At 64.0% G+C, this 21,951-nt stretch carries 23 protein-coding genes; 14 read left to right on the top strand and 9 right to left on the bottom strand.

Features of this window, described 5'->3' with window-relative positions:
* Window positions 1-161: 161 nt before the first annotated feature.
* Together otnK and otnC are read left to right on the top strand one after the other, a co-directional pair.
* Window positions 162-1,460 (top strand): 3-oxo-tetronate kinase, encoded by a 1,299-nt coding sequence (otnK, locus tag ACOJCM_RS03825; RefSeq protein ID WP_445210739.1) that lies wholly within the window; start codon window positions 162-164, stop codon window positions 1,458-1,460.
* A gap of 5 nt (window positions 1,461-1,465) precedes the next feature.
* Window positions 1,466-2,113 (top strand): 3-oxo-tetronate 4-phosphate decarboxylase, encoded by a 648-nt coding sequence (gene otnC / locus ACOJCM_RS03820; RefSeq protein ID WP_445210738.1) that lies wholly within the window; start codon window positions 1,466-1,468, stop codon window positions 2,111-2,113.
* A 74-nt stretch (window positions 2,114-2,187) separates the two neighbouring features.
* Here the strand turns inward: otnC and ACOJCM_RS03815 are convergent, their stop codons facing one another.
* The 3 genes from ACOJCM_RS03815 to ACOJCM_RS03805 all read right to left on the bottom strand — a co-directional run bounded on the left by ACOJCM_RS03815 (window position 2,188) and on the right by ACOJCM_RS03805 (window position 3,956).
* Window positions 2,188-3,117, bottom strand: coding sequence for a lysophospholipid acyltransferase family protein (locus ACOJCM_RS03815; RefSeq protein WP_445210737.1), 930 nt, complete (start codon window positions 3,115-3,117; stop codon window positions 2,188-2,190).
* Between the two features lie 4 nt (window positions 3,118-3,121).
* Window positions 3,122-3,496 carry a DUF4870 family protein gene (locus tag ACOJCM_RS03810; protein WP_445210736.1) on the bottom strand — a complete coding sequence of 125 codons (375 nt, stop codon included), beginning with the start codon at window positions 3,494-3,496 and terminating at the stop codon, window positions 3,122-3,124.
* Between the two features lie 67 nt (window positions 3,497-3,563).
* Window positions 3,564-3,956, bottom strand: a complete 393-nt coding sequence (locus ACOJCM_RS03805; RefSeq protein ID WP_445210735.1) for a VOC family protein — start codon at window positions 3,954-3,956, stop codon at window positions 3,564-3,566.
* Window positions 3,957-4,023: 67 nt separating this feature from the next.
* On the opposite strand from ACOJCM_RS03805, the gene ACOJCM_RS03800 reads away from it, so the two are divergent.
* The 6 genes from ACOJCM_RS03800 (at window position 4,024) to ACOJCM_RS03775 (ending at window position 11,652) form a co-directional block, all read left to right on the top strand.
* A complete protein-coding gene (locus tag ACOJCM_RS03800; protein ID WP_445210734.1) occupies window positions 4,024-4,659 on the top strand; it encodes a class I SAM-dependent methyltransferase in 636 nt (211 codons plus the stop codon).
* Window positions 4,660-4,902: 243 nt separating this feature from the next.
* The gene (locus ACOJCM_RS03795) at window positions 4,903-6,321 is read left to right on the top strand and encodes an MFS transporter (RefSeq protein ID WP_445210733.1); all 1,419 of its coding nucleotides are present in this window, start codon (window positions 4,903-4,905) and stop codon (window positions 6,319-6,321) included.
* A 135-nt stretch (window positions 6,322-6,456) separates the two neighbouring features.
* Window positions 6,457-8,232, top strand: coding sequence for an acyl-CoA dehydrogenase (locus ACOJCM_RS03790; protein WP_445210732.1), 1,776 nt, complete (start codon window positions 6,457-6,459; stop codon window positions 8,230-8,232).
* 79 nt (window positions 8,233-8,311) lie between these two features.
* Complete coding sequence (locus ACOJCM_RS03785; RefSeq protein ID WP_445210731.1) at window positions 8,312-9,961, top strand: acyl-CoA synthetase; 1,650 nt, start codon at window positions 8,312-8,314, stop codon at window positions 9,959-9,961.
* Complete coding sequence (locus ACOJCM_RS03780) at window positions 9,958-10,806, top strand: 3-hydroxybutyryl-CoA dehydrogenase (RefSeq protein ID WP_445210730.1); 849 nt, start codon at window positions 9,958-9,960, stop codon at window positions 10,804-10,806. Before ACOJCM_RS03785 ends, ACOJCM_RS03780 begins: the two co-directional genes overlap by 4 nt.
* Window positions 10,807-10,878: 72 nt before the next feature.
* Window positions 10,879-11,652: an enoyl-CoA hydratase-related protein gene (locus ACOJCM_RS03775; RefSeq protein ID WP_445210729.1), complete on the top strand. Its 774-nt coding sequence runs from the start codon at window positions 10,879-10,881 to the stop codon at window positions 11,650-11,652.
* An 89-nt stretch (window positions 11,653-11,741) separates the two neighbouring features.
* Here ACOJCM_RS03775 and ACOJCM_RS03770 read toward each other — a convergent pair whose 3' ends face one another.
* Together ACOJCM_RS03770 and ACOJCM_RS03765 are read right to left on the bottom strand one after the other, a co-directional pair.
* Window positions 11,742-12,623, bottom strand: a complete 882-nt coding sequence (locus ACOJCM_RS03770) for a DMT family transporter (RefSeq protein WP_445210728.1) — start codon at window positions 12,621-12,623, stop codon at window positions 11,742-11,744.
* Between the two features lie 196 nt (window positions 12,624-12,819).
* Window positions 12,820-13,092 carry a DUF5666 domain-containing protein gene (locus ACOJCM_RS03765; protein ID WP_445210727.1) on the bottom strand — a complete coding sequence of 91 codons (273 nt, stop codon included), beginning with the start codon at window positions 13,090-13,092 and terminating at the stop codon, window positions 12,820-12,822.
* A 118-nt stretch (window positions 13,093-13,210) separates the two neighbouring features.
* Between ACOJCM_RS03765 and ACOJCM_RS03760 the strand changes: the two genes are divergently transcribed.
* The 5 genes from ACOJCM_RS03760 (at window position 13,211) to ACOJCM_RS03740 (ending at window position 19,144) form a co-directional block, all read left to right on the top strand.
* Entirely contained in the window at window positions 13,211-14,050 is an 840-nt protein-coding gene (locus tag ACOJCM_RS03760; RefSeq protein WP_445210726.1) for an MOSC domain-containing protein, read from the top strand.
* 421 nt (window positions 14,051-14,471) lie between these two features.
* Complete coding sequence (locus ACOJCM_RS03755) at window positions 14,472-14,825, top strand: DUF488 domain-containing protein (RefSeq protein ID WP_445210725.1); 354 nt, start codon at window positions 14,472-14,474, stop codon at window positions 14,823-14,825.
* 98 nt (window positions 14,826-14,923) lie between these two features.
* Window positions 14,924-16,426: a Trk system potassium transporter TrkI gene (gene trkI, locus ACOJCM_RS03750; protein WP_445210724.1), complete on the top strand. Its 1,503-nt coding sequence runs from the start codon at window positions 14,924-14,926 to the stop codon at window positions 16,424-16,426.
* 11 nt (window positions 16,427-16,437) lie between these two features.
* On the top strand, window positions 16,438-18,441 hold the full coding sequence (locus tag ACOJCM_RS03745; protein WP_445210723.1) for an ATP-binding protein: 2,004 nt from the start codon (window positions 16,438-16,440) through the stop codon (window positions 18,439-18,441).
* Window positions 18,425-19,144: a response regulator gene (locus tag ACOJCM_RS03740; protein ID WP_445210722.1), complete on the top strand. Its 720-nt coding sequence runs from the start codon at window positions 18,425-18,427 to the stop codon at window positions 19,142-19,144. The genes ACOJCM_RS03745 and ACOJCM_RS03740 overlap by 17 nt, the downstream gene beginning before the upstream one ends.
* A gap of 46 nt (window positions 19,145-19,190) precedes the next feature.
* On the opposite strand, the gene ACOJCM_RS03735 is transcribed toward ACOJCM_RS03740, so the two are convergent.
* The 3 genes from ACOJCM_RS03735 to ACOJCM_RS03725 form a co-directional block, all read right to left on the bottom strand.
* Window positions 19,191-19,631: a DUF411 domain-containing protein gene (locus tag ACOJCM_RS03735; RefSeq protein ID WP_445210721.1), complete on the bottom strand. Its 441-nt coding sequence runs from the start codon at window positions 19,629-19,631 to the stop codon at window positions 19,191-19,193.
* The gene (locus ACOJCM_RS03730) at window positions 19,628-19,780 is read right to left on the bottom strand and encodes a hypothetical protein (RefSeq protein ID WP_445210720.1); all 153 of its coding nucleotides are present in this window, start codon (window positions 19,778-19,780) and stop codon (window positions 19,628-19,630) included. The genes ACOJCM_RS03735 and ACOJCM_RS03730 overlap by 4 nt, the downstream gene beginning before the upstream one ends.
* 62 nt (window positions 19,781-19,842) lie before the next feature.
* A complete protein-coding gene (locus ACOJCM_RS03725; protein WP_445210719.1) occupies window positions 19,843-20,163 on the bottom strand; it encodes a hypothetical protein in 321 nt (106 codons plus the stop codon).
* 320 nt (window positions 20,164-20,483) lie between these two features.
* On the opposite strand from ACOJCM_RS03725, the gene ACOJCM_RS03720 reads away from it, so the two are divergent.
* Entirely contained in the window at window positions 20,484-21,497 is a 1,014-nt protein-coding gene (locus ACOJCM_RS03720; RefSeq protein WP_445210780.1) for a L,D-transpeptidase family protein, read from the top strand.
* A 205-nt stretch (window positions 21,498-21,702) separates the two neighbouring features.
* Here the strand turns inward: ACOJCM_RS03720 and ACOJCM_RS03715 are convergent, their stop codons facing one another.
* Entirely contained in the window at window positions 21,703-21,948 is a 246-nt protein-coding gene (locus ACOJCM_RS03715; RefSeq protein ID WP_445210718.1) for a hypothetical protein, read from the bottom strand.
* Between the last annotated feature and the right edge of the window lie 3 nt (window positions 21,949-21,951).

Raw genomic sequence — 21,951 nt, 5'->3', positions numbered from 1 at the left:
GAGCATAAAGGGCGTCGCAAATACGATGAGGTGTCTCGTCCTCTCAGCAACAAAGCGTTGTCGTAATTCGTTTTATAGTTCTTTTCGGGGGTGTCAGGGAGCAACCCCACGGGTCGGTCGCGTGAGGTACGAGCTGATTGGTTATTGAATAAGGGGGTAGGATGAGTATTGCTCTTGGGGCTGTTGCCGATGATTTTACCGGCGCCACGGATCTGGCGAATAATCTGGTTCGTGCCGGCATGCGCTGCGTACAACTGATCGGGGTACCACACGGCGATATCGACATCGGCGATGCCGATGCGGTGGTGGTGGCGCTGAAGTCGCGCTCTTGCCCTGTCGAAGAGGCCATCGAGAATTCCCTGGCGGCCGTCGATTGGCTGCTCAAGCAGGGAGCCTGCCAGGTTTACTTCAAGTATTGTTCCACCTTCGATTCTACCGAGGCAGGCAATATCGGACCTGTGGCTGACGCGCTGCTGGAGCGTATCGGCAGTGAGCAGACGGTCATGGTACCGGCCTTCCCCGACAATGGTCGCACCGTCTATCAAGGCCACCTCTTCGTCGGCGACCGGCTGCTCAGCGACAGCGGTATGCAGAACCATCCTTTGACGCCGATGACGGACGCCGACCTGGTGCGCGTGCTGGGGCGTCAGACTCGCCACCCTGTCGGTCGGGTCACCTATCCGCTGATCACCCAAGGCAGTGAAGCGGTGCGCCGGGAACTCGCTTCGCTGGCCGATACCGGCATACGCCATGTGATTTGCGATACGCTCGACGACGGGCATCTCAAGGTACTGGCCGAGGCGGTAGCGGAATATCCTTTGGTCACCGGCGGATCCGGTCTGGGCAAGATGCTGCCCGAGCAGTATCGCCGGCTTGGCTGGCTCGATGCAGTGGCCGATGCCGGGCGTCTCTCACCTTCGCAAGGTTCTGCCCTGGTCCTGTCGGGTAGCTGTTCTCGGGCGACGCTGGGGCAGGTCGAGCACTTCCTCAGCCACCAGCCAGGCTTCGCGCTGGATCCGCTGCGCCTGGCCGAGAATGACGATCATCTAGAAGCAGCGTTGGCCTTTGCCCGCCAATATCTGCCTGAGGGCGGTCCCGTGTTGATCTATGCCTCGGCCGATCCTGAGCGAGTCAAGGCGGCTCAAGACTTTCTTGGCATAAGCCGTGCCGGCGAAGTGGTAGAAGAAGCGTTGGGACGCTTGGCCCGTACTCTGGTGGCCGAGGGTGTCGGTCGCCTGGTGGTGGCGGGTGGTGAAAGTTCGGGGGCGGTGGTTTCGGCGCTTGGCCTACGCCAACTGCGTATCGGGGATCAGATCGATCCGGGCGTACCCTGGACCCAAGCACCGCTGGAGGGTCGCGAGGCGCCCCTGTCCCTGGCGCTCAAGTCGGGCAATTTCGGCGGTGTGGATTTCTTTACGCGTGCTTTCACGGTACTGGATCAGCTCACGATCGGAGAATAAGCACGATGAGCCTGAGCGAAGAGAGCCGAATGCGCGAGCAGATCGCGACTCTCGGCAAGTCATTGTTCGACCGCGGCCTGACCATGGGCTCCAGCGGTAATATCAGTGTTCGTACCGAAGAGGGGGGGTGGCTGATGACTCCCACCAATGCATGCCTGGGGCGTCTCGACCCAGCCGCTATCTCTCGTCTCGACGGCGAGGGACGCTGGCTCGATGGGGACAAGCCGACCAAGGAGAGCTTCCTGCACATGGCGATGTACGCCGAGCGGCCGCGCTCGGGAGCCATCGTCCACTTGCATTCCACCCATTCCGTTGCCGTTTCCTGCCTGCCGGGGATCGATCCCTGCGATTGCATACCGCCCCTGACCGCTTATTACGTCATGCGCGTGGGCAAGCTGCCGCTGGTGCCTTACCACGTGCCCGGCGACCCTGCTCTGGGGGATGCGGTGCGGGGGCTGGCAGGCAGGCATTGTGCCGTGCTGCTCGCCAACCACGGCCCGGTGGTGGCCGGCAAGACGCTCGAGGCGGCCGTCTATGCCACCGAAGAACTGGAGGAGACCGCCAAGCTTTTCCTGTTGTTGCGTGGCGAGAACCCAAGGGCACTGACCCCTGAACAGGTCGCTGAGCTGGAAGCGCGATTCCCGCGAGATTGACCGAGCCTCCAGCGGGGGCTGGTTAGCGAAAAGTCGCCTGGTCCCCGGTTGGCTGACGCCAAGTTACCCACGTCTCAGTAGAGGCGGTACTCACTGTGGTTGGGTACGCCCTGTTGCTCCTCGATCACCTTGCGGTAGCGCTTGTATTCCCACTGATACTGGGCCGGGTCCAGGGCGATGGCATGCTCCACGCAGGCGTTGACACCCGTCGCCGATTGCGTTTCGTCGGCCGAGTAGACCCGCTCGTCGGCGGCGAGAAAGTGAATGGCGAAGCCTTGGCCGGGAAGGCGACGGGCCACGCCGGTAACCACGCGGGCGTCGGTGCGGGCCACCAGCTTGGGCAGGAGGGTCGCGGTGTAGGCCAGGCGACGGTAGAAGGGGGCGAACACACCGCTTCCCCAGTCAGGCTCCTGGTCGGGCAGGATACCTATGGCCTCGCTGCGCTTGAGCGCCTTGAGCAGGGCGGCGACGCCGCGCGGGTTGGTCGGTACCAGGCTCGCGCCCATGCGCTCGCGGCCCTGGCGGATCACGGGGTCGAGATCGTCGATCTTGGGGGGCTCATACATGGCGGTGAACGGGAAATGGCTCGAGAGCCAGAAGTTGAGCACCTCCCAATTGCCGAAATGCGGAGCGAGCACGATGACCCCGCGCCCTTCGGCACGGGCTTCGTCGAGCAGCTCGCGGCCGTACACCTCGACGATGGAGGCTTCGACTCGCCTGGGCTCGGCCATCCAGGCGAAGCCCAGCTCGAGCATGGTGGCGGTAGAGTGGGTCAGGCTTTCCCGGGCTAGCCGGCGGCGTTCGGCTGTGCCTTGTTCCGGGTAGACCTCGGCAAGGTTGATCTCGGTCACCTCGCGTTCGCGCCGGCTGAAGCGATACACCAGGGGGCCGGCAACACGGGCCAGGCGCCACAGCATGGCGGGGCGACGGCCGGCCAGGGTATGCCATAGCGTGGCAATGGCACGGCCCTGCAGGGTAGGGTTATGCGGTGGTGCTTCACTCATGGAGTCAGATCAGCCAGGCATCCACGTTGTCGGGAGCGCGGTGTTCCTGAAGGCGCCGGATTCCCTTGACGCAGCGTACGACCAGCCAGACCACGGCCAGCAGCCAGGTCACGAAGCCGATCAACACCAACGTCAGCAGGCCGGAAACGGCAAAGTAGAGCACGGAGATCCAGAACGTGCGGATCTGATAGCGGTAGTGCTCGTCGAACCAGTGTGGCCCTTCGCCGCGATAGACATAGGCGATCACCACGCCGACGAGGGCTGTCAGGCCGCCGGTGACGATGCCGGCCAGGAGCAGGGCATACACGACGAGTGGCAGGGTAGTGTCGGGCGTACGGCCCGGCTCGATGACGCTGTGGTTATCGGGGCTTGGGTTCATGAGACGTCCAGTCGTCCGTGGTTTGCCTCAATGATACCGGCCGTGGGCGACAATGCCAGGCTACCCATCATTCGATCGCTTCCTTGAGCGGCCGGCTGATTTCCAGCAGATTGCCGTCGGGGTCGCGCAGGTAGAGCGATTCGATGGGGCCGGTGGCGCCCTGGCGGGTCACGGGGCCGAGCTCCACCTCCACTTCCAGCGCCTCCAGATGCCGTTGGACCTCGTCCAGCGGCAGCAGGCTGCGCAGGCACAGGTCGAGACTGCCCGGGGTGGGGGTGGCGGCACGCGGCACGATATCGGTGGCCGTCCAATGCAGGCGCAGGGCGATGTCGCCGAGCATCAGGTCGACTCGCTCGCGGTCGCGGTAGCGCACCTCGAGTCCAAGCACACGAGAATAGAAATCCACGGCGCGGGAAATGTCGGTCACGGTGATGACCAAGTGGTCCAGACCTGACAGCATTGCCGGCCTCCTCGTCGAGATGAGTTTTGAGTAACCTGTAGTGCACCAGGCCCAAAAGGATACGACGATGCCGACCTGCCCGCTATGCGCATGTCCACATTCGCGGCATTTCCATCGCGATGCGCGTCGAGACTACTACCGCTGCGGGGTCTGCTTTCTGGCGTTCGTGCCCCCGGAGCATCATCTCCCGCCCGAGCAGGAGAGGGCGGTCTACGACCAGCACGAGAACCGCCCCGACGACCCCGGCTATCGCCGTTTCCTGTCGCGGCTGTTCGAGCCCCTTCGCAGCCGCCTGGAGCCGGGCGCCCGCGGCCTCGACTTCGGGGCCGGCCCGGGGCCGACCCTCTCGGTGATGTTCGAGGAGGCGGGTCACCCCATGGCCATCTACGACCCCTACTACGCCCCGGACCCGGCCGTGCTCGATCGCCGCTACGATTTCATCACCGCCACGGAGGTCGTGGAGCACCTGTTCGCGCCGGGGTGGGAGCTCGAGCGCCTCGCGGCCCTGCTGCCCGAAGGCGGCTGGCTGGGGCTGATGACGAAGCGCGTGACCAGTGAAGAGTCCTTTGCACGCTGGCACTACATCCTCGACCCCACCCATGTCTGCTTTTTCAGCGAGGCGAGCTTCGAGTGGCTGGCCCAGCGTCTCGACATGCAGGTGGAGTTTCCCGACGCCGACGTGGTCCTGCTGCAGAAGCGCTGAGGGAGACCTCGTTTGACTCCAAAGGTTTTGCTGTTTTGGGGCTCATTGTTGGTGCTTTTCACTAACTTTCGAGTCGACGAAGGAATAAGTATTTAATGCCGGCACAGTCAGGCGTATGATTCGCGCCGCCCTGCTCGCTCGCGACCCGTTTTTCGGCGTTTCGCAGCGGGCGGTGGGCAGCCTTGCACGCTATTTTCTGTCATCTTCTTTCCTATTTTCTCCTTGCTGTCGAGAGGCGCATTCATGTCGCGGCAACTACTGGCCATGGCTCTGGCTCCCCTGTTAGGCCTTTTCATCCTGGGGATCGGCAACGGCTTTCTGGCCACCCTGATCACCCTGCGGTTGGATGCGGCCGGTGAATCGCCGGTGGTAATCGGCTGGGTCTCCTCGGCCTATTTCATCGGACTGGCACTGGGGGCGATGCTCAACGACCGGCTGTTGCTGCGCATCGGTCACATCCGTGCCTACGGCAGCTTCGCCTCGCTGGTGGCGGTCACGGTGCTGTTGCAGGCGTTGATCTTCGATCCCTGGGCCTGGTTCGCGCTGCGCCTGGTCGGGGGCTGGGCCACCGTGGGGGTCTACCTGGTCATCGAGAGCTGGCTTCTCACCTCCGGCGACCAGAAGGTGCGAGGCCGGCTGCTGGCGCTCTACATGATCTCGTTGTATGCCGCTGGCGTGGTCGGCCAATTGCTGCTTGGCGTGACCGACGCCATGGGAGAGACCGCTCCGTTCATGGTCATCGGCATGCTGGCCTCGCTGTCGGTGCTGCCCATGGCGATGATCCCTAGGGTGTCGCCGCTGATCGAGCACGCCGAGCCGCTCTCGCCGATGCGCCTGATCACGCTCACTCCGACCGGGGTGATGGGAAGCTTCGGCTCAGGCCTCGCGGTGGCCGCCGTGTATACCTTGCTGCCTCTCTACCTGCAGCGCATCGGCCTCACGGTGGCGCAGGTCGGCCAGATGATGGCGGTGGTGGTGCTCGGTGCCATGTTGCTGCAGTACCCCATCGGGCGTTGGTCCGACCGCCACGACCGCCAGATCGTGCTGATCCTGATCGGCGCCTTCTGCACCCTGATTTCGGTCGGCATGCTGATGCTGCCCCTGAATATCTGGATGTTGGCAGCGCTGCTGTTCTTGCTGGGTGGCGGGGTGTTCGCGCTCTACCCGGTGGCGGTGAGCCATGCCGCCGACCGCGCTCCGGCCGGCGCCTTGGTGCGCATGAGCCAGGGGCTGTTGCTGATCAACGCCATCGGTTCGACGGTGAGCCCGCCGCTGATTTCCCCGGCCATGGCATGGGCGGGCGATGCCGGCCTGTTCTGGGCCTTCGGTGCCCTGGGGCTCTTCCTGGTCGGCTTCTTCGCCTGGCGGCGTAGCGTGCGTCCGGCGCCGATACCGGTGGCGCCGTTCTCTCCCAACACGCCGATGTCGCCGGCGGGCGCCGAGCTGACCGTAACCGAAGAATTGATGCAGGGAGCCATCGAGCACGAGCACGTGGAGGATCTTTCCGACCTGGTGCCCGACGTGGAGGTGGCCGAACCCCTGGTGGGTCCGCCGCCGCCGGACGAACCGCATATCGCCTTCTTCCCGGAGGAAGAGGAGGCAACGCCGCCCGAGGAACAAGAGCGAGCCGAGGCGCCGCTGGTGGACGACTCGCGCCGCTGATAGCGCCTCCAAGCCGATTCGTTTGCGCCCGGTGCCTTGCATCGGGCGCTTTGCGTTGTGCTGCGACCTAGGGATAATGGTTAACCAAAAGTAGTGAATCTACTATCGCTGTTATCATTTTCCCGAGGTAGTGCCATGTTCCCCTTCGCCCCCCCCATCCGTGACTTCCGCTTCGTGCTCGAGGAGTTGCTCGAGTATCGCTCGCTCGACCTGCCTGGTTTCGAAGAGGCCAGCCCAGACCTGGTCGAGGCCGTGCTGGAAGAAGCCGCCAAGCTCGCCGGCGAAGTCTGGGCGCCACTCAACGCCAGTGGTGACCGCCAGGGCTGCGTGCGCCGGGAAGAGGGTGGCGTGTCCTTGCCGGATGGCTTCGCCGAGGCCTACCAGGCCTATGCCCAGGGGGGCTGGAACGGCATCGGGGTGTCGCAGGCGCTGGGCGGGCAGGGCCTGCCCGAGGTCGTGGCAAGCAGCGTGCAGGAAATGCTGCACGGCGCCAACATGGCGCTGGGGCTGTGCCCGATGCTCACCGCCGGCGCCATCGAGGCGCTGGCGCATCATGGCAGCGATGCGCTCAAGCAGAGCTACCTGTCCAAGCTGGTCGAGGGTAGCTGGACCGGCACCATGAACCTCACCGAGCCCCAGGCCGGCTCCGATCTTTCCCAGGTGCGTACCCGTGCCGTCCCCGAAGGCGATCATTATCGTCTGTACGGCCAGAAGATATTCATCACCTGGGGGGAGCACGATGCCAGCGAGAACATCATCCACCTGGTGCTGGCGCGCAAGCCCGATGCCCCCGAGGGCAACAAGGGCATCTCACTGTTCCTGGTGCCGAAATTCCTGGTGAATGCCGATGGCTCGCTGGGTCAGCGCAACGACGTCACCTGCGCTTCCATCGAGCACAAGCTGGGCATCCACGGCTCGCCGACCTGCACCCTAAGCTTCGGCGAGAAGGAGGGTGCCATCGGTTACCTGGTGGGCGAGGAAGGGCGTGGCCTCAACCACATGTTCACCATGATGAACGAAGCGCGCCACAAGGTGGGCGTACAAGGCATCGGCGTGGCCGAGCGCGCCTGTCAGCACGCCTTCGCCTATGCCCTCGATCGCGTTCAGGGCCGGGTACGTGGCCGCGAGGCGACCATCAGCGAGCATCTCGATGTCCGCCGCATGCTGCTCTCCATGCGGGCGCGTACCGATGCCCTGCGGGCGCTGGCGCTCTACTGCGCCGCTCAGCTCGACGTGGCTCGCCATGGTGCCTCCGGCGAGCGTGAGGTCGCCCAGGCCCGCGCCGACGTCCTGATTCCTGTGGTCAAGGCGTTCTCCACCGACCAGGCAGTGGATATCGCTTCCATGGGCGTACAGGTGCACGGCGGCATGGGCTTCATCGAGGAGACCGGTGCCGCCCAGCTACTGCGCGACGCCCGTATCGCGCCGATCTATGAAGGTACCAATGGCATCCAGGCGCTGGACCTGGCCGGGCGCAAGCTATCCCGCGATGGCGGGGCGGCGCTGGCCGGGCTGATCGAGGAGGTCGAGGCCACGGCCAGCGAACTGCGTGATAGCGAGCTTGTCGCCCTGGGCGAGAGCCTGGCCGCCGGTGCTGCCGACCTCGAAGCCGCCATGCAGATCGTGCTCGAAGCGGGGCGCGACGCCGAACGTGGCGCGGATGCCATCCAGGCCTACGCCACGCCCTTCCTCAGCCTGGCCGGCCATGTGCTGTGCGCCTGGCAGATGGGGCGCGCGGCGCTCAAGGCCCGCGCCGCCCTGAATGCCGGCAAGGCAGAGCCCTTCTACCGGGCCAAACTGGCCGCCGCCGACTTCGCCTTGCGCCAGTGGCTGCCGGTTGGCCGCGCCAATCGCAGCGTGATCGAGGCCGGCATGGCGAGCCTGGCCGACTTCGACGTCACCGCCTCCTGAGGCGATGCGCAGCGGCCGACTCGCCGGGCGCTGCGTCGAACCGCACCACACAATAACGAACACCCACTCGGAGCCCACCATGAACAACAGCATCTTCGAACAGGGCCTGCCCAAGACGCCGGCCAATCACGTGCCGCTGTCGCCGCTCACGTTCATCGAGCGCAGCGCTTCCATCTACCCCGACTACCCCGCGGTGATTTACGGCGACATCCGCCGCAGCTGGAGCGAAACCTGGCTGCGCTGCCGCCGGCTCGCCTCGGCGCTGGAGAAGCGAGGCGTCAAGCCCGGCGAGACGGTGGCCGCCATGTTGCCCAACGTACCCGCCATGTTCGAGGCGCACTTCGGCGTGCCGCTGGCCGGCTGCGTGCTCAATACCCTCAACATTCGCCTCGACGCCGAGGCCATCGCCTACATGCTCGAGCATGGCGAGGCCCAGGCGGTGCTGGTCGACCCGGAGTTTGCCGGCGTGATCGAGGACGCCGTCTCGCGACTGGCGATCAAGCCGTTGGTCATCGATGTCGAGGATGCGTTGTATGAAGGCGAGGCGCGTCGTATCGGCGAGGTCGACTACGAGGCGCTGCTGGGCGAGGGCGATCCGGACTACACCTACCGCCTGCCCGAGGACGAGTGGGAAGCGATCTCGCTCAACTACACGTCGGGCACCACCGGCAAGCCCAAGGGCGTGGTCTACCACCACCGCGGCGCCTACCTCAATGCGGTGAGCAACATCCTCGAGTGGGCCATGCCGCACCACCCGGTCTACCTCTGGACGCTGCCGATGTTCCACTGCAACGGCTGGTGCTTCCCCTGGACGATTGCCGCCAACGCCGGTACCAGCGTGTGCCTGCGCAAGGTCGACCCCAAGAAGATCATGGACCTCATCGCCGATGAGAAGGTGACCCACTTCAGCGGCGCGCCTATCGTGCTCAACGGTCTAGTCAACCTGCCCGCAGAGCAGCAGCGCCAGTTCGATCACCCGGTCAAGGTCACGACCGCCGGCGCCGCGCCGCCCGCCTCGGTGATCGCCGGGGTCGAGAAGCTCGGCATCGAGGTCACTCACGTCTATGGCCTCACCGAGGTCTACGGGCCGGTGACCGTGTGCGCCTGGCGCGAGGCGTGGGACGAGCTGTCGCTGGAGCAGCGGGCCAGGATCAAGGCACGCCAGGGCGTGCGCTACCACATGCTTGAAGCGCTCTGCGTGGCCGATCCCAACACCCTGGAACCGGTGCCCAAGGACGGCCAGACCATCGGCGAGATCCTGATGCGCGGCAACAACGTGATGAAGGGTTACCTCAAGAACGAGGCCGCCACCGAACAGGCGCTGGAGGGCGGCTGGTACCACACCGGCGATCTGGCCGTGTGGCATCCGGATGGCTACATCGAGATCAAGGACCGCTCCAAGGACATCATCATTTCCGGCGGCGAGAACATTTCCACCATCGAAGTCGAGGATGCCATCTACTCGCATCCTGCGGTGGAGGAGGCCGCGGTGGTGGCCAAGCCCGACGAGAAGTGGGGCGAAACGCCCTGCGCCTTCGTCAAGCTAAAGGTGGGCTACGGCGAGATCGGTGAAGCCGACATCATTAGCCACTGTCGCGAGCGACTGGCCGGCTTCAAGGTGCCCAAGACGGTCATTTTCACCGAACTACCCAAGACCTCCACCGGCAAGATCCAGAAGTTCGTCCTGCGCGAAGAAGCGCGCAAGCACTCAACGGGAGAAACACGATGAGTCAGCAAGTCATCGGTGTGGTGGGCGCCGGTACCATGGGGCAGGGCATTGCGCAGGTGCTGGTTGCGAGCGGCTTCCCCGTGCAGCTCTATGACGTGGCCGATGACCAGCTCGGCCGCGCCCAGGCTGCCATCGACAAGGGGCTTGCCAAGCTCGTCGCCAAGGAGAAGCTTGGCGAAGCGGAGAAAGGCGAGGCCATGGCGCGCCTCGAGCTGACCACATCGCTGGAGGCCCTGCGTGGTTGCGCGATCATCATCGAAGCCGCCCCCGAGCAGCCGGCGCTGAAGGAGAAACTATTCCGCGACCTGAGCCGGCTGAGCCACGATGCGATACTCGCCTCGAACACCTCTTCGCTGTCACTGACCCGGCTTGCCGCGGTGTGCGAACGTCCCGAGCGCGTGGTGGGCATGCACTTCTTCAACCCCGTGCCGGTGCTGAAGCTGGTCGAGGTGATCCGCGCCGAGCAGACCAGTGATGCCACCGTGGCGAGCATCGAAGCGCTGGCGCGGTCATTGGGCAAGACCTCGGTGGCGATTGCCGACTCGCCCGGGTTCGCCGTCAATCGCTTGCTGGTGCCGATGATCAACGAGGCCGCCTTTTTGCTGCAGGAGGGCGCGGCCAGCGCCGAGGACATCGACCAATCGATGAAGCTGGGCGCCGCCCACCCCATGGGGCCGCTGGCACTGGCCGACCTGATCGGGCTCGACGTCTGCCTGGCGATCATGGAAGTGCTCCAGGAGGGCTTCGGCGATCCCAAGTACCGCCCCTGCCCGTTGCTCAAGCGCATGGTCGCGGCCGGTTATCTGGGGCGAAAGACGGGGCGAGGCTTCCATATTTACGATTAAGGGGATTGCCGACCAACCAAGCGTTCGCTAGGGTTGGCCGGTATCGTTCCGACAACAACCCAGGAGCCCCACATGAGCGAGAAGCTGATCGATGTGGTTGAAGACGCTGGCGTCGTGCGCCTCACCATCAACCGCCCCAAGGCGCTGAACGCCCTCAACAGCGGCGTGCTGACCGAGCTGGAAAGCATCCTGACCGAGCTCGAAGCCCGCACGGACCTACGTGCCGTGCTGATTACCGGGGCGGGCGAGAAGTCCTTCGTCGCCGGTGCCGACATCACCGAGATGCGCGAGAAGACGCCGGAGGAGGCGCGCGCCTTCGCCAGCCAGGCATTGCGTACCATCAAGCGACTGGAGGTGCTCCCGGTGCCGGTGGTCGCCCTGGTGAACGGGTTTTGTCTTGGCGGCGGCTGCGAACTGGCGCTGGCCTGCGACTGGGCCGTAGCCAGCGACAATGCGGTCTTTGGCCAGCCGGAAGTGCTGCTGGGCGTAATCCCGGGCTTCGGCGGCACCCAGCGCCTGCCGCGCCGTGTCGGCCCGGCCATGGCGCTCGACCTGGTCACCACCGGTCGCAAGATCGATGCCCAGGAAGCGCTGCGCATCGGCCTGGTCAACCGTGTCATGCCTCAGGCCGATCTCGAGGGCTATGCCGATGAGCTCGCCAAGCAGCTTGCCGGCAACGGCCCGCTGGCGGTTCGCGCCGCCAAGCAGGCCGTCCACGACGGCATGGACCAGGACCTCGACAGCGCCCTGGCGCTGGAAACCGCGCTGTTCGCCTTCTGCTTCGCCGGCGACGAGCAGAAGGAGGGTATGGGGGCCTTCGTCGAGAAGCGCAAGCCGAACTTCTGATCCAGTCCCGACGACGTAGCGGCTCAACCAATAAAGGCGGCAGCGTGATCCACGCTGCCGCCTTTCGTTTGGCGTCGGCTAGGCTTGGTTCAAGCCACTTCGTGCCGTCGCCAGCGAAGCATCCCGGTGGCGATGGCAGTCCCTGCCAGGGTAATGGCCATACCGATCATGACCTGCAGACTGAGACGCTCCCCAAGCAGCAGGTAGCCCCATAGCAGCGCACTGACCGGCACCAGGAACGTGACCGTCGAGGTCGCGGTGGCGCCGGCGCTGGAGAGCAGCCCGAAGTAGAGCAGGAAAGCCAGCGTGGTACTGAAGACGGCAAGCCCCAGGCCGTTGGCCCAGGCCAGGCCGCTGATCGGCTCGCTGGGCCACAGCCACAGCCCTGGCACGAGCAGAATCAACGCGGACATTGCGGTACTGCCGGCGGCCAGTACGCGTACCGGCAGGTGTGACAGGTAAGTCTTGGAATAATTGGTCGCCACGCCGTAGCAGAAGGTGGCCCCGACGGCAGCCACAATGAACCAGCCGTCGCCGCCCAGGGCGAAGTCCAGCCGATTGGCCGACAGCACGTAGACGCCGAAGAAGGCCAGCGCCAGACCCAGATATTGCCGACGCTGCACCGGGGTGGTGAAGAACAGCGCGCCGAGCAGGGCGGTAAAAATCGGCGTGGTTGCGTTGATCAAGGAGGTGAAGCCTGCCTCGAGCCGCACCGTGGCCAATGCCAGCAGGCTGAAGGGCAACACATGGTTGACCAGTCCCAGCAGCAGCAAGCCGCCCTTGTTCTCCCACACCAGCGTGATATAGCGCAGGCTGAAAAGCAGAGGCAACAGCAGCAGGGAGCCGATACCCATGCGGACCAGGATCAGTGGCACCGGGCCGAACTCGGGCACTGCCACGCGCATGAAGATGAACGACATGCCCCATAGCGTCGAGAGCAGGATAAGGCGTAGGGAATCGGCCGGCGACATTCGGCGTCCTTGGCAAGCTATGGCTGAGCGAAAAGACTAAACCACGCTGCCAGTGAATTGATAGGCCAGCTTCCATCAATAATTCTGATGGTATGGTTCAATTTGCACGGCGCGAAAGAGCGAAGCCCTACGGAACCGGCCGGCATGGAAGCCAGTGCCGGCCCGCTCGTCTGGTGTCGTTGAACGTCAGGTACGGTCAGTCGTCCTGTTCAATCTCGGTCGCCAGGTGACGCTCACCATCGTACTCGTAGTCAACCTCGACCCGCTGCCCGGTTTCCAGGTCATCGAAGCTGTTCAGGCCGTCGTCGTAGTCGGTACTGTCATCGGTTTGGAAAGTGATGCCCTGCACGGTCAAGGTCTGGCTGTCGGCATCCACCGATTCGACTTCGCCCTCGATGTCGTCGGCATGGGCAACTGCAGCGAAAGTGAGCAGCAGGGCGGAAGCGATGTAAGCGAAGCGTTTTGACATGGTTGTCTCTCCTTGGGTTATGCCTATCCTTGGTTGAGCTTGGCTTGCAGAAACAGCTTATTCAGCGCGATATTCACCTGCGAGTTAAAAAATGTGACGTCATGCAGAGGAACGGTATGTGAAGGTTTCCGCGCTCAATTTCTACCCGGTAAAGTCGCTCGGTGGCATCCCGCTCGAACGGGCCACACTGGGCATACGCGGCCTGGCCTACGACCGCAACTGGATGGTGGTCGACCAGGTGGGGCGATTCGTTACCCAGCGGCAGCTGCCGACGATGGCGCGGGTCTCGGTGCACCTCGATGACGATTGGCTGGTGTTGAGCCATCCCGGAGCGGAGCCGTGCGCTGTGGCGCTGGAGCGCCGTGGCCAGCCTCGGCTGACAGCCTACGTTTGGGACGATGCCTGCCAAGCGCTGGATGAGGGTGAGGAGGTATCCGACTGGCTGACCCGCGTGCTTGGCGACCTGCGCGGCAGCAGGCTTCGCCTGGTGCGTTTCGACGACGATCATCGTCGCCCCGTGGAGTCCCGCTATCTGCAAGGTGAGACGGCCCATACCGCCTTCGCCGATGGTTACCCCTTCCTGATCGCTTCCACGGCATCCCTGCAAGCCCTGAATCGTTCATTGGAGCAGAAGGGGCTCGAGCCGCTGCCCATGAACCGATTCCGGCCCAATATCGTCATCGAGGAAGGATCGGCCTTCGCCGAGGACGGGTGGCGTGAGGTATCGGCACAGGACGGTCGCTATCGCTTCGGTATCCGCAAGCCGTGCCAGCGCTGCAAGATCACCACCATCGAACAGACCAGCGGCACCATCGACGTGCCTGGCGAACCGTTGCAGACGCTGATCCAGATGAAGACACAGCCGTTGCGCCCGGGAGCGTACTTCGGCCAGAACGCCACACTGCTGGCCGGTGAAGGGCTAACCATTGCCGTGGGGGATAGGCTGGACATCACTTGAGCGCGCTTGAAACTGCAACCGCACGGGTTCGCCGGAGCGAGGTGAAATTGCCGAGAAGAAGCGGCCGCTTGACGCTCACGACAGAGTGAACCGTAGTGTTGGTTCCGGCCAGGCGTCGAGCCGAGGGCAAAAAAATGCCCGCTAGTAAAGCGGGCATAAGCAAGGGACTCACGACTGCTGTGCAAGAACCGGCGTGAGTTGATCTAAGGTAGCCTCTTTAGGGCAATGAGAATGTCATCCGTTCTACTTCCGTTTTGTAGGAAATTGCCGACAACGTATGTAAGTCGTATGCCTGATCGCCTCCTCATGTTTCAGCCTCCGGCCGGTTGACTGGTGTAGTTTAGCGTGCGATTCACTGGCCATTGCGACTTGCTACGCTTGCCGTATCGTCCATTGTCTTCATGATCAAGGGAGGGCTGCGGTGAGTATCACGCTTAAGCGTGCTTATGCTTCGCCCGAGACGAAAGATGGTTATCGCGTGCTCGTGGACCGGCTCTGGCCCCGAGGCATAGCCAAGGAGGACGCCAGGATCGATTCCTGGCCCAAGGAGATCGCCCCGAGCGAGGAACTGCGCAAGGCATTCCATGACGGCGAGCTTGGCTGGGGGGACTTTCGCCGCCGCTATCTGGCGGAGCTCAAGGCTCATCGCGCCACACTGCGCGAACTGGCGGAGCGCGCGCGGCGGGGCAGCGTAACGCTGGTGTTCAGCTCGAAGAATGAGCGTCGCAACAATGCGGTCGTTCTTAAACAGTACCTGGAGATGCTCAAGCCATAGCATCTAGGCCAGGCGAACTGGCAGCGATTTTTACGGCTTTTTTAGGTTGGGCTGTGCTTTCATACCGTTACGTTGGGTAGAAGGATGACGGTCAGCCAATGCGTATCGCCGCACGAGGTGCGAATGAGCTGGGCTCGCGTCTCAGATCCCACTGGCGCAACTGGACGCCGGTACTAAGAGTCATGTCCGTCCTTTGGACGGTACTCGCGCTTTTCATGGCCATACCCTGGATCGTCCTGGTCATCGAGCAAGACCCGGATGCGCGCGCCTTCGGCCTGTCGATCCTCATCGTCCTGGCGGCGGTCGGCCTGGTGTGGCTGTCTACCCTTCGCACCGCGATCGAACTCAAACCCTGGCAGATGTTCGTGCTGACGACCTTCAGTTGGGTCAGCGTCAGCGGCTTTGCCAGCTTGCCGCTGATACTCGGTGCGCCGCAGCTGACCTTCACCAACGCCGTCTTCGAATCGGTTTCGGCCATCACCACGACCGGCTCCACCGTACTTATCAGCATCGAGACGCTCTCCGACGGGCTGAAGCTGTGGCGGGGCCTCATGCAGTGGCTGGGCGGTATCGGTATCATCGTCATGGGTATTGCCATACTCCCTTTCCTCAAGGTGGGCGGCATGCGCCTGTTTCACACCGAGTCGTCAGACTGGTCGGACAAAGTCATGCCGCGCACGGGCGGTATCGCCAAGGCGACCCTGGGCATCTACTGCAGTTTCACGCTGATAGCCATGTTGGGCTACTGGCTGGGCGGCATGACGTTACTGGATGCCGTCGTGCATGGCATGACCTCGCTTGCCACCGGTGGCTTCGCCAATTCCGACGCTTCCTTTGGTGCCTACGCCGGACAGCTCCACCTGCTGTGGCTGGGGTCGCTGTTCATGCTGATGGGTGCCCTGCCTTTCGTACTCTATATCCGCGCACTGCGAGGTGCCTACATGGCGCTGTGGCGCGACCAGCAGGTGCAGGGGCTCCTGATGCTGCTGGCCATGGTCATCCTGGGGCTTTCCCTCTGGCGGGTCTGGCTTGGTACGCCGCCGTTCGAGGCCCTGACGCACGTTGCCTTCAATGTCGTCTCGGTGGTGACGACCACCGGCTACGCTTCCGATGACTATAGCCTCTGGGGGCCGCTGGCCTACGTGGCGTTCTTCTATCTGACCTTCGTCGGCGGGTGCAGCGGCTCCACCAGCGGCGGCATGAAGATCTTCCGCTTCCAGGTGGCCTTCCTCCTGCTGCGCAACCAGCTGCGCTTCCTGATTCATTCCCACGGGGTCTTCGCCTCGCGCTACAACGACCAGCCGCTGACCGACGACATCACTCGGGGCGTGGTGGCCTTCTCGTTCTTTTTCTTCCTGACCATTGCCGGCTTGGCGCTGGGGCTTGCACTGATGGGACTGGACTTCACCACGGCGCTGTCGGGGGCCGCCACGGCGGTGGCCAATGTCGGCCCGGGGCTGGGCGACATCATCGGCCCAGCAGGAAATTTCGCCTCATTGCCGGATGCCGCCAAGTGGTTGCTGTGCGCTGGCATGTTGCTCGGAAGGCTGGAAATACTCACCGTACTCGTATTGTTGACGCCCATGTTCTGGCGCAAATAGGCGGGAGGAGAATGGCGGATCGTTCGGTACCCCAGGCGGAAGAGGACGAGCCTCGGTTTGATGTGGTCAAGCCGGCACGACCACAACTGCTGGTTGCCTTGGCCGGCCGCGGTGCCGAGGATGCCGCGCTGGTGCGGGCAGCGCATCGGTACGCGCAGCGCGAGGGGGTGAGCTGGCGCGCTGTCCATGTCGACAATGGTCGCGCTGGCGCCAGGCAGCGACTGGAGCTGGATCAAATCCTTGCGCTAGTGGCCCGCCTGGGCGGCGAGGTGCGAATCCTCCAGGGAGCGGGTCGGGCACGGGAGCTTCACGAATACGCCACGGAGCAGGTGGTTGCGACCCTCATGGTGGGGCGCACACGGCCTTCGGGTTGGCGCTTCTGGCGCCGTCCGCTGGCGGAGCGCCTGCTGCGCTATAGCGGCGCCTACGATCTGGTGGTTGTCGCCGAGGCTCGGCAGCGGCGCCGCTTCCGTCCCGTTAGCCGGCGACACCCGCTGGGCTGGCGCGAGGGGACGGTAGTGGCGGGCAGCTTCCTTGTCGCTGTGGCGGTGGCCTGGGCGCTCGAATTCTGGCTTGAACTGGCTAACCTGTCGCTCATATTCCTTGCTGCCGTGCTGGCCAGCGCCACGCTGGCAGGAACCCGGGCCGCCATGATCTGTGCTGCGCTGGGTTTTCTCGCCTTCAACTTCCTCTTCACCCGGCCACGCTTCTCGCTGGCGATGGTCGAGCGCGAGCAGCTATTGACGGTCATCTTCTTCCTGCTGGTGGCGGTGGTCGTCGGCCAGCTTGCCGGCAACGGTCGGCAGCGCCTGATGGCGCTACGCAGCAGCCGCGAGCAGACCCACCGGTTGCTCTCCCTTTCCCGTGCGCTTTCGGTGGCCACCGATCGGGAGCAGGTACGCGATATCGGTGTCACCACATTGGAACGATGGCTGGGCGTGCCGGTTGTCTTCCTCGACGAGAGTGAAACGGGGAGCGGGCTGTCGGTGCGCAGTTCGGTCCCGGCCAATGTCGGGCTCGGTAGCGCGGAGGCGGCGGCCGCCGCCTGGTGCTGGCAGCACCGCAAGCCGTGCGGTGCGGGTACGGCTGCTCAGACTTCACTGCGCTGGCGCTTCGTGCCCCTGGTGGAGCAGGAGCGCATGCTGGGCATCGTGGGGCTGGAACTCGCCGTACGCGACGGGCCGCCGGACCCGGACCAGGAGACGCTGATCACCACCCTGACCCGACAGCTTGCCATGGCGCTTGAGCGCACGCGACTGGTGGCGGAACTTGGGGCTTCGCGACTGTCGGAGGAAAACGAGCGCTTGCGCTCGGCGCTGCTCTCTTCGGTATCGCATGACCTGCGGACACCGCTCGCCTCGATCATTGGTTCGGCCAGCTCGCTGCGGGAGCTCGAGCCGCAACTCAGCCGCTCGGATCGACACGAGTTGCTCGACGGCATCCTGGCCGAGAGCGAGCGTCTCAATCGCTATATCCAGAACCTGCTCGACATGACCCGGCTTGGCCATGGCAGCCTCAAGATAGAACGCGATTGGGTTTCGCTGGACGACCTGATTACGGGTGCGCTGAAGCGGCTTGGATCCGCGTTGGAATCCGTTCGTATCGAGCGGGAAGAGACCGATGGCTTGCCGTTGCTCTATGTGCACCCGGCACTGATCGAGCAGGCCCTGGTTAACGTGCTCGATAATGCCGTGCGCTTCTCGCCGCCGGGCGGCCAGGTGGGGATTCAGGCCAGGTTGGACGCCGCCGGAGAACAGCTGCAGATTCGCGTCACCGACGAAGGGCCGGGCATACCACCGGAGCAGCGCGAAGCCGTGTTCGATATGTTCTTTACCGGTGGCGAGGGTGACCGGGGACGTCATGGGAGCGGTCTGGGGCTGGCCATCTGCCGTGGCATGCTGGGGGCGCACGGCGGCAGTGTCGAAGCGGAACCCGGCCCGGCTGGGCGAGGAACGGCGATTGTCTTGCGCCTACCGCTTGAGCGGCCGGAACGGGGGCATGTCCATGACGACTGAACGCCGCCGCATCCTCATCATCGATGACGAGCCGCAGATACGTCGTTTCCTGCGCATTAGCCTGATGTCGCAGGACTTTGTCGTGAACGAGGCGACAACGGGCAGGGAGGGGCTGACTCTCGTCGACTCCCAGCTTCCGGATCTGGTGCTGCTCGACCTGGGTTTGCCCGACATGGACGGACAGCATGTGCTCGGCGAACTGCGCAGCAAGAGCCAGATGCCGGTCATCGTGCTATCGGTTCGCGAGCGTGAATCGGAGAAGGTGCAGGCGCTCGACTCGGGCGCCAACGATTATGTGACGAAACCCTTCGGTATTCAGGAGCTGCTGGCGCGGATTCGCGCATTGCTGCGACAGCACGAAGCGGCTGTGGGCAGTGCTGGTGCATTGCGCCTGCAGCATGCCGGGCTCGAGATCGACCTCGCCGCTCGGCGCGTCACCCGCGACCGTCGCCCCATTCATCTGACTCCCAAGGAGTATGCCGTATTGGAGTGCTTGGGGCGTCACGCCGGTCGGGTAGTGACCCAGACCCAGCTATTGCGCGATATTTGGGGACCGACCCACGTCGAGGACACGCATTATCTCCGTATCGTCATCAGCAAGTTGCGTTACAAGCTGGGAGACAACCCGCAGGCTCCCTCGCTTCTCCAGACCGAGGCGGGAATCGGCTATCGACTGCTGGTCGAGCCGAGCGAAGTGTCTTGAACCCAACGTGTTGAGCAGGCACCGGCCGAAGCCGGTGCCTCCTGTTTCACAGTGTCATGAACGGAGCGGGCTCCTGGTCGGTGAACTGGTAGACGTTCCAGTCCTCCCGCTTCGGTCCCGGCATGCCGGGCGTGCCGATGGGCATGCCGGCCAGGCCGATGCCGTCGACCTTGGGCCGCTCCTGGAACAGCCGCTCGATGGCCTCGAAGGGCACGTGTCCTTCTATGGCGTAGTCACCCATCAACACGGTATGGCACGAGCCCAGGCCATAGGGAAGGCCGGCATCCTGCTTGATCTTGCCCATGTCCATGTCATCGACGATATGCACCGTCACGCCCAGTTCCTCGAGCTGGCGCGCATACTCGTCGCAGCAGCCGCACTGCGGGTTCTTGTAGAGCGTCGCCTCGTCGGGCAATGCAGCATGAGCGGCACCGGCACCCAGGAGAAGCGTGGCGGAAAGCAGCAGGGAGGTCGTGTGTCGGTTCATGAGCGTGCTCCGGTCGAGGTTCGGGTGGAAGTGAACAGGTACTTGATCAGGGCGGCGATACCGAGGCCCAGCAGACTAAGGACGGTCAGCGGCATCAGCCAGCCCAGCCAGCTCATGTTGCCCATCAGGGCGAGGCAGTTGGTCATCATGGCAATGACTCCTGAGGAATGAAGGAATGTCTTCGAGCCGGTCGGGCTCGTCATGCATTCGCTCAGGCTTTGGGAGGACGCCTCGGTGGGGGCAAGCGGTGATCGAGCAGGGCCAACGCGGGAGCGAAGGCCGGGAAGGGCGACTCATCAACGGCCATCTCACCGCTATGCGGGAGCATGCTGCAGGCCGAGCAGCGGGTCTCGTCCGATGGCGTATCGGTATTGGGCGACTGCATCTGCGATGAGAGCCCGCAATCGGCCATGTGACTGTCGACGGCGGCGTGGCTCATGAGGCTGTTTGACGCCACCAGCAGTGCGAGCAGCAGGGCCACCAGACGAATGGCGCTGCCGTAATGCGCTTTCATGATGGTGGGTCGAGTCATGGCCTTGCCTCATTCTGCTTGTCACCATCCTACGACGGTGAGGGCTGCTCGGTATTGACCCAGCGCAAGGCGGCGAGTTCCCGCTGCCGGTGGAGAAAGAAGGGCGTGCGGCATGCAGGTAGGGCATGCAGCGGAGTATCGTCATCGAAATCGGGAGCGATGGCTGCCGAATTGCATGAGGAACGTTAGTATAAGGGCCATTCTGAATCGGCTCCGCTCCAGGGTGGAAGGGAAGAGGCAAGATGATGAGACATGACGGCACTGTTCGGGAGAACTGCCGACCGACGTGGCGCCTGGTATGGCTGTCGCTGTTCGTGGGCATGCTGGCCATTGCATCGGTCGCCGGCACGGCCTGGGCCGAGGAAGAGGCACCCGCCGAGGAGAGTGATGATGCATCCGCCGAGGAGTGGCCCAAGGGTCACTACCCGCTACCGGAGCAGGGCGACGTCATCGGCGAGGACTACGCCGTCGAAGTGGAAGGAGAAGAGACCCTGCTCGATGTCGCCCGCAAGCATAACGTAGGCTATGAGGAGATCCGACGGGCCAATCCGGATGTCAGCGTCTGGTTGCCCGGTGAGGGCACGAAGGTGACGATTCCCGGACGCTTCCTCCTGCCGCCGGTGGAGCGAGAAGGCATCGTGATCAATGTTGCCGAGCTCCGGCTTTACTACTACCCATCGGTTGAGGAAGGCGAAACGCCACGGGTGGAGACCTACCCGATCGGTATCGGGCGGGAAGGCTTCGATACCCCCTTGGGCAAGACCGAGACCACCATGAATCTCAAGGACCCGGCCTGGTACCCGCCCCGGTCGGTGCGCGAGGAGGCCGCCGAGCGTGGCGAGGAGGCACCCGCCGTGGTGCCGCCGGGACCGGACAACCCGCTCGGCAGCCATGCCATCCTGCTCGAGATACCCGGCTACCTCATCCATGGCACCAACAAGCCCGACGGCATCGGCATGCGCGCCAGCCGGGGCTGCATCCGCATGTTCCCCGAAGACGTCGCATCGCTCTTCGAGCGGGTGCCCGTCGGCACCCAGGTACACCTCATCAACCAGCCGATCAAGGCCGGTTGGGATGGGGACATGCCATACGTTCAGGTCTACGAGCCGTTGGAAGAGCAGGAAGCCGGCATGGCCGCTCTCATGGAAACGCTGACGATGCTGGAGCGCGACGGCGGTGAACCTTCCACGCCCCTCAACTACGAGCTGTTGCGCGAACTGCTCGAGAATCCCTCTGGCGAAGTCGCCGCACTGACTCCTGCCACGACGCCTGAGCCGGAACCCGAGGAAGAACACAGCGAAGAGGGGCTGTTCTGGGAGGAGCTGGCGGTCTAGCGAATCGTTGACCCAGTGGCGTCATACGCTTCCACTCGGAAGCGGCGCTACAATCAGGGGATTACGCCATGCCGCAGCCGTGACTCGACAGTGTGACCTTTGCCAACAAGGCGAGCAGGAGGGCCGCCCAGCGCCCTCCTGTGCGTTGTGTCAGCGATGTGGGTTCAAGCCGTTCATTTGGACTCCTCTGAGTGTTGCCTTCTGCTTATTCGTGCCGGTGGCCATGGCGGTGCAGCAGCAGATGGACCCCGAGGCAGAGCGCCATGGGAAGCAGCAGCAGCCAGGAGCCGGCTCCGAAGGCGTTGCCGCGCCACATCACGGTGAGCATGGCCACCCCCATCAGCACCAGGCAGAGGGTCATCATCCATTTATGGAAACCCCCCGAATGTGTTGGTGAGTCCTTCTGCGACTCGGCCTCTCCTGCGGAGGGTTTCGGATGCGGCTGTGTCATGAG

This window comes from Billgrantia hypersalina (genome assembly GCF_052584175.1).
The sequence above is the reverse complement of the archived record's forward strand: the minus strand, read 5'-3'. Positions and strand labels throughout refer to the sequence as shown.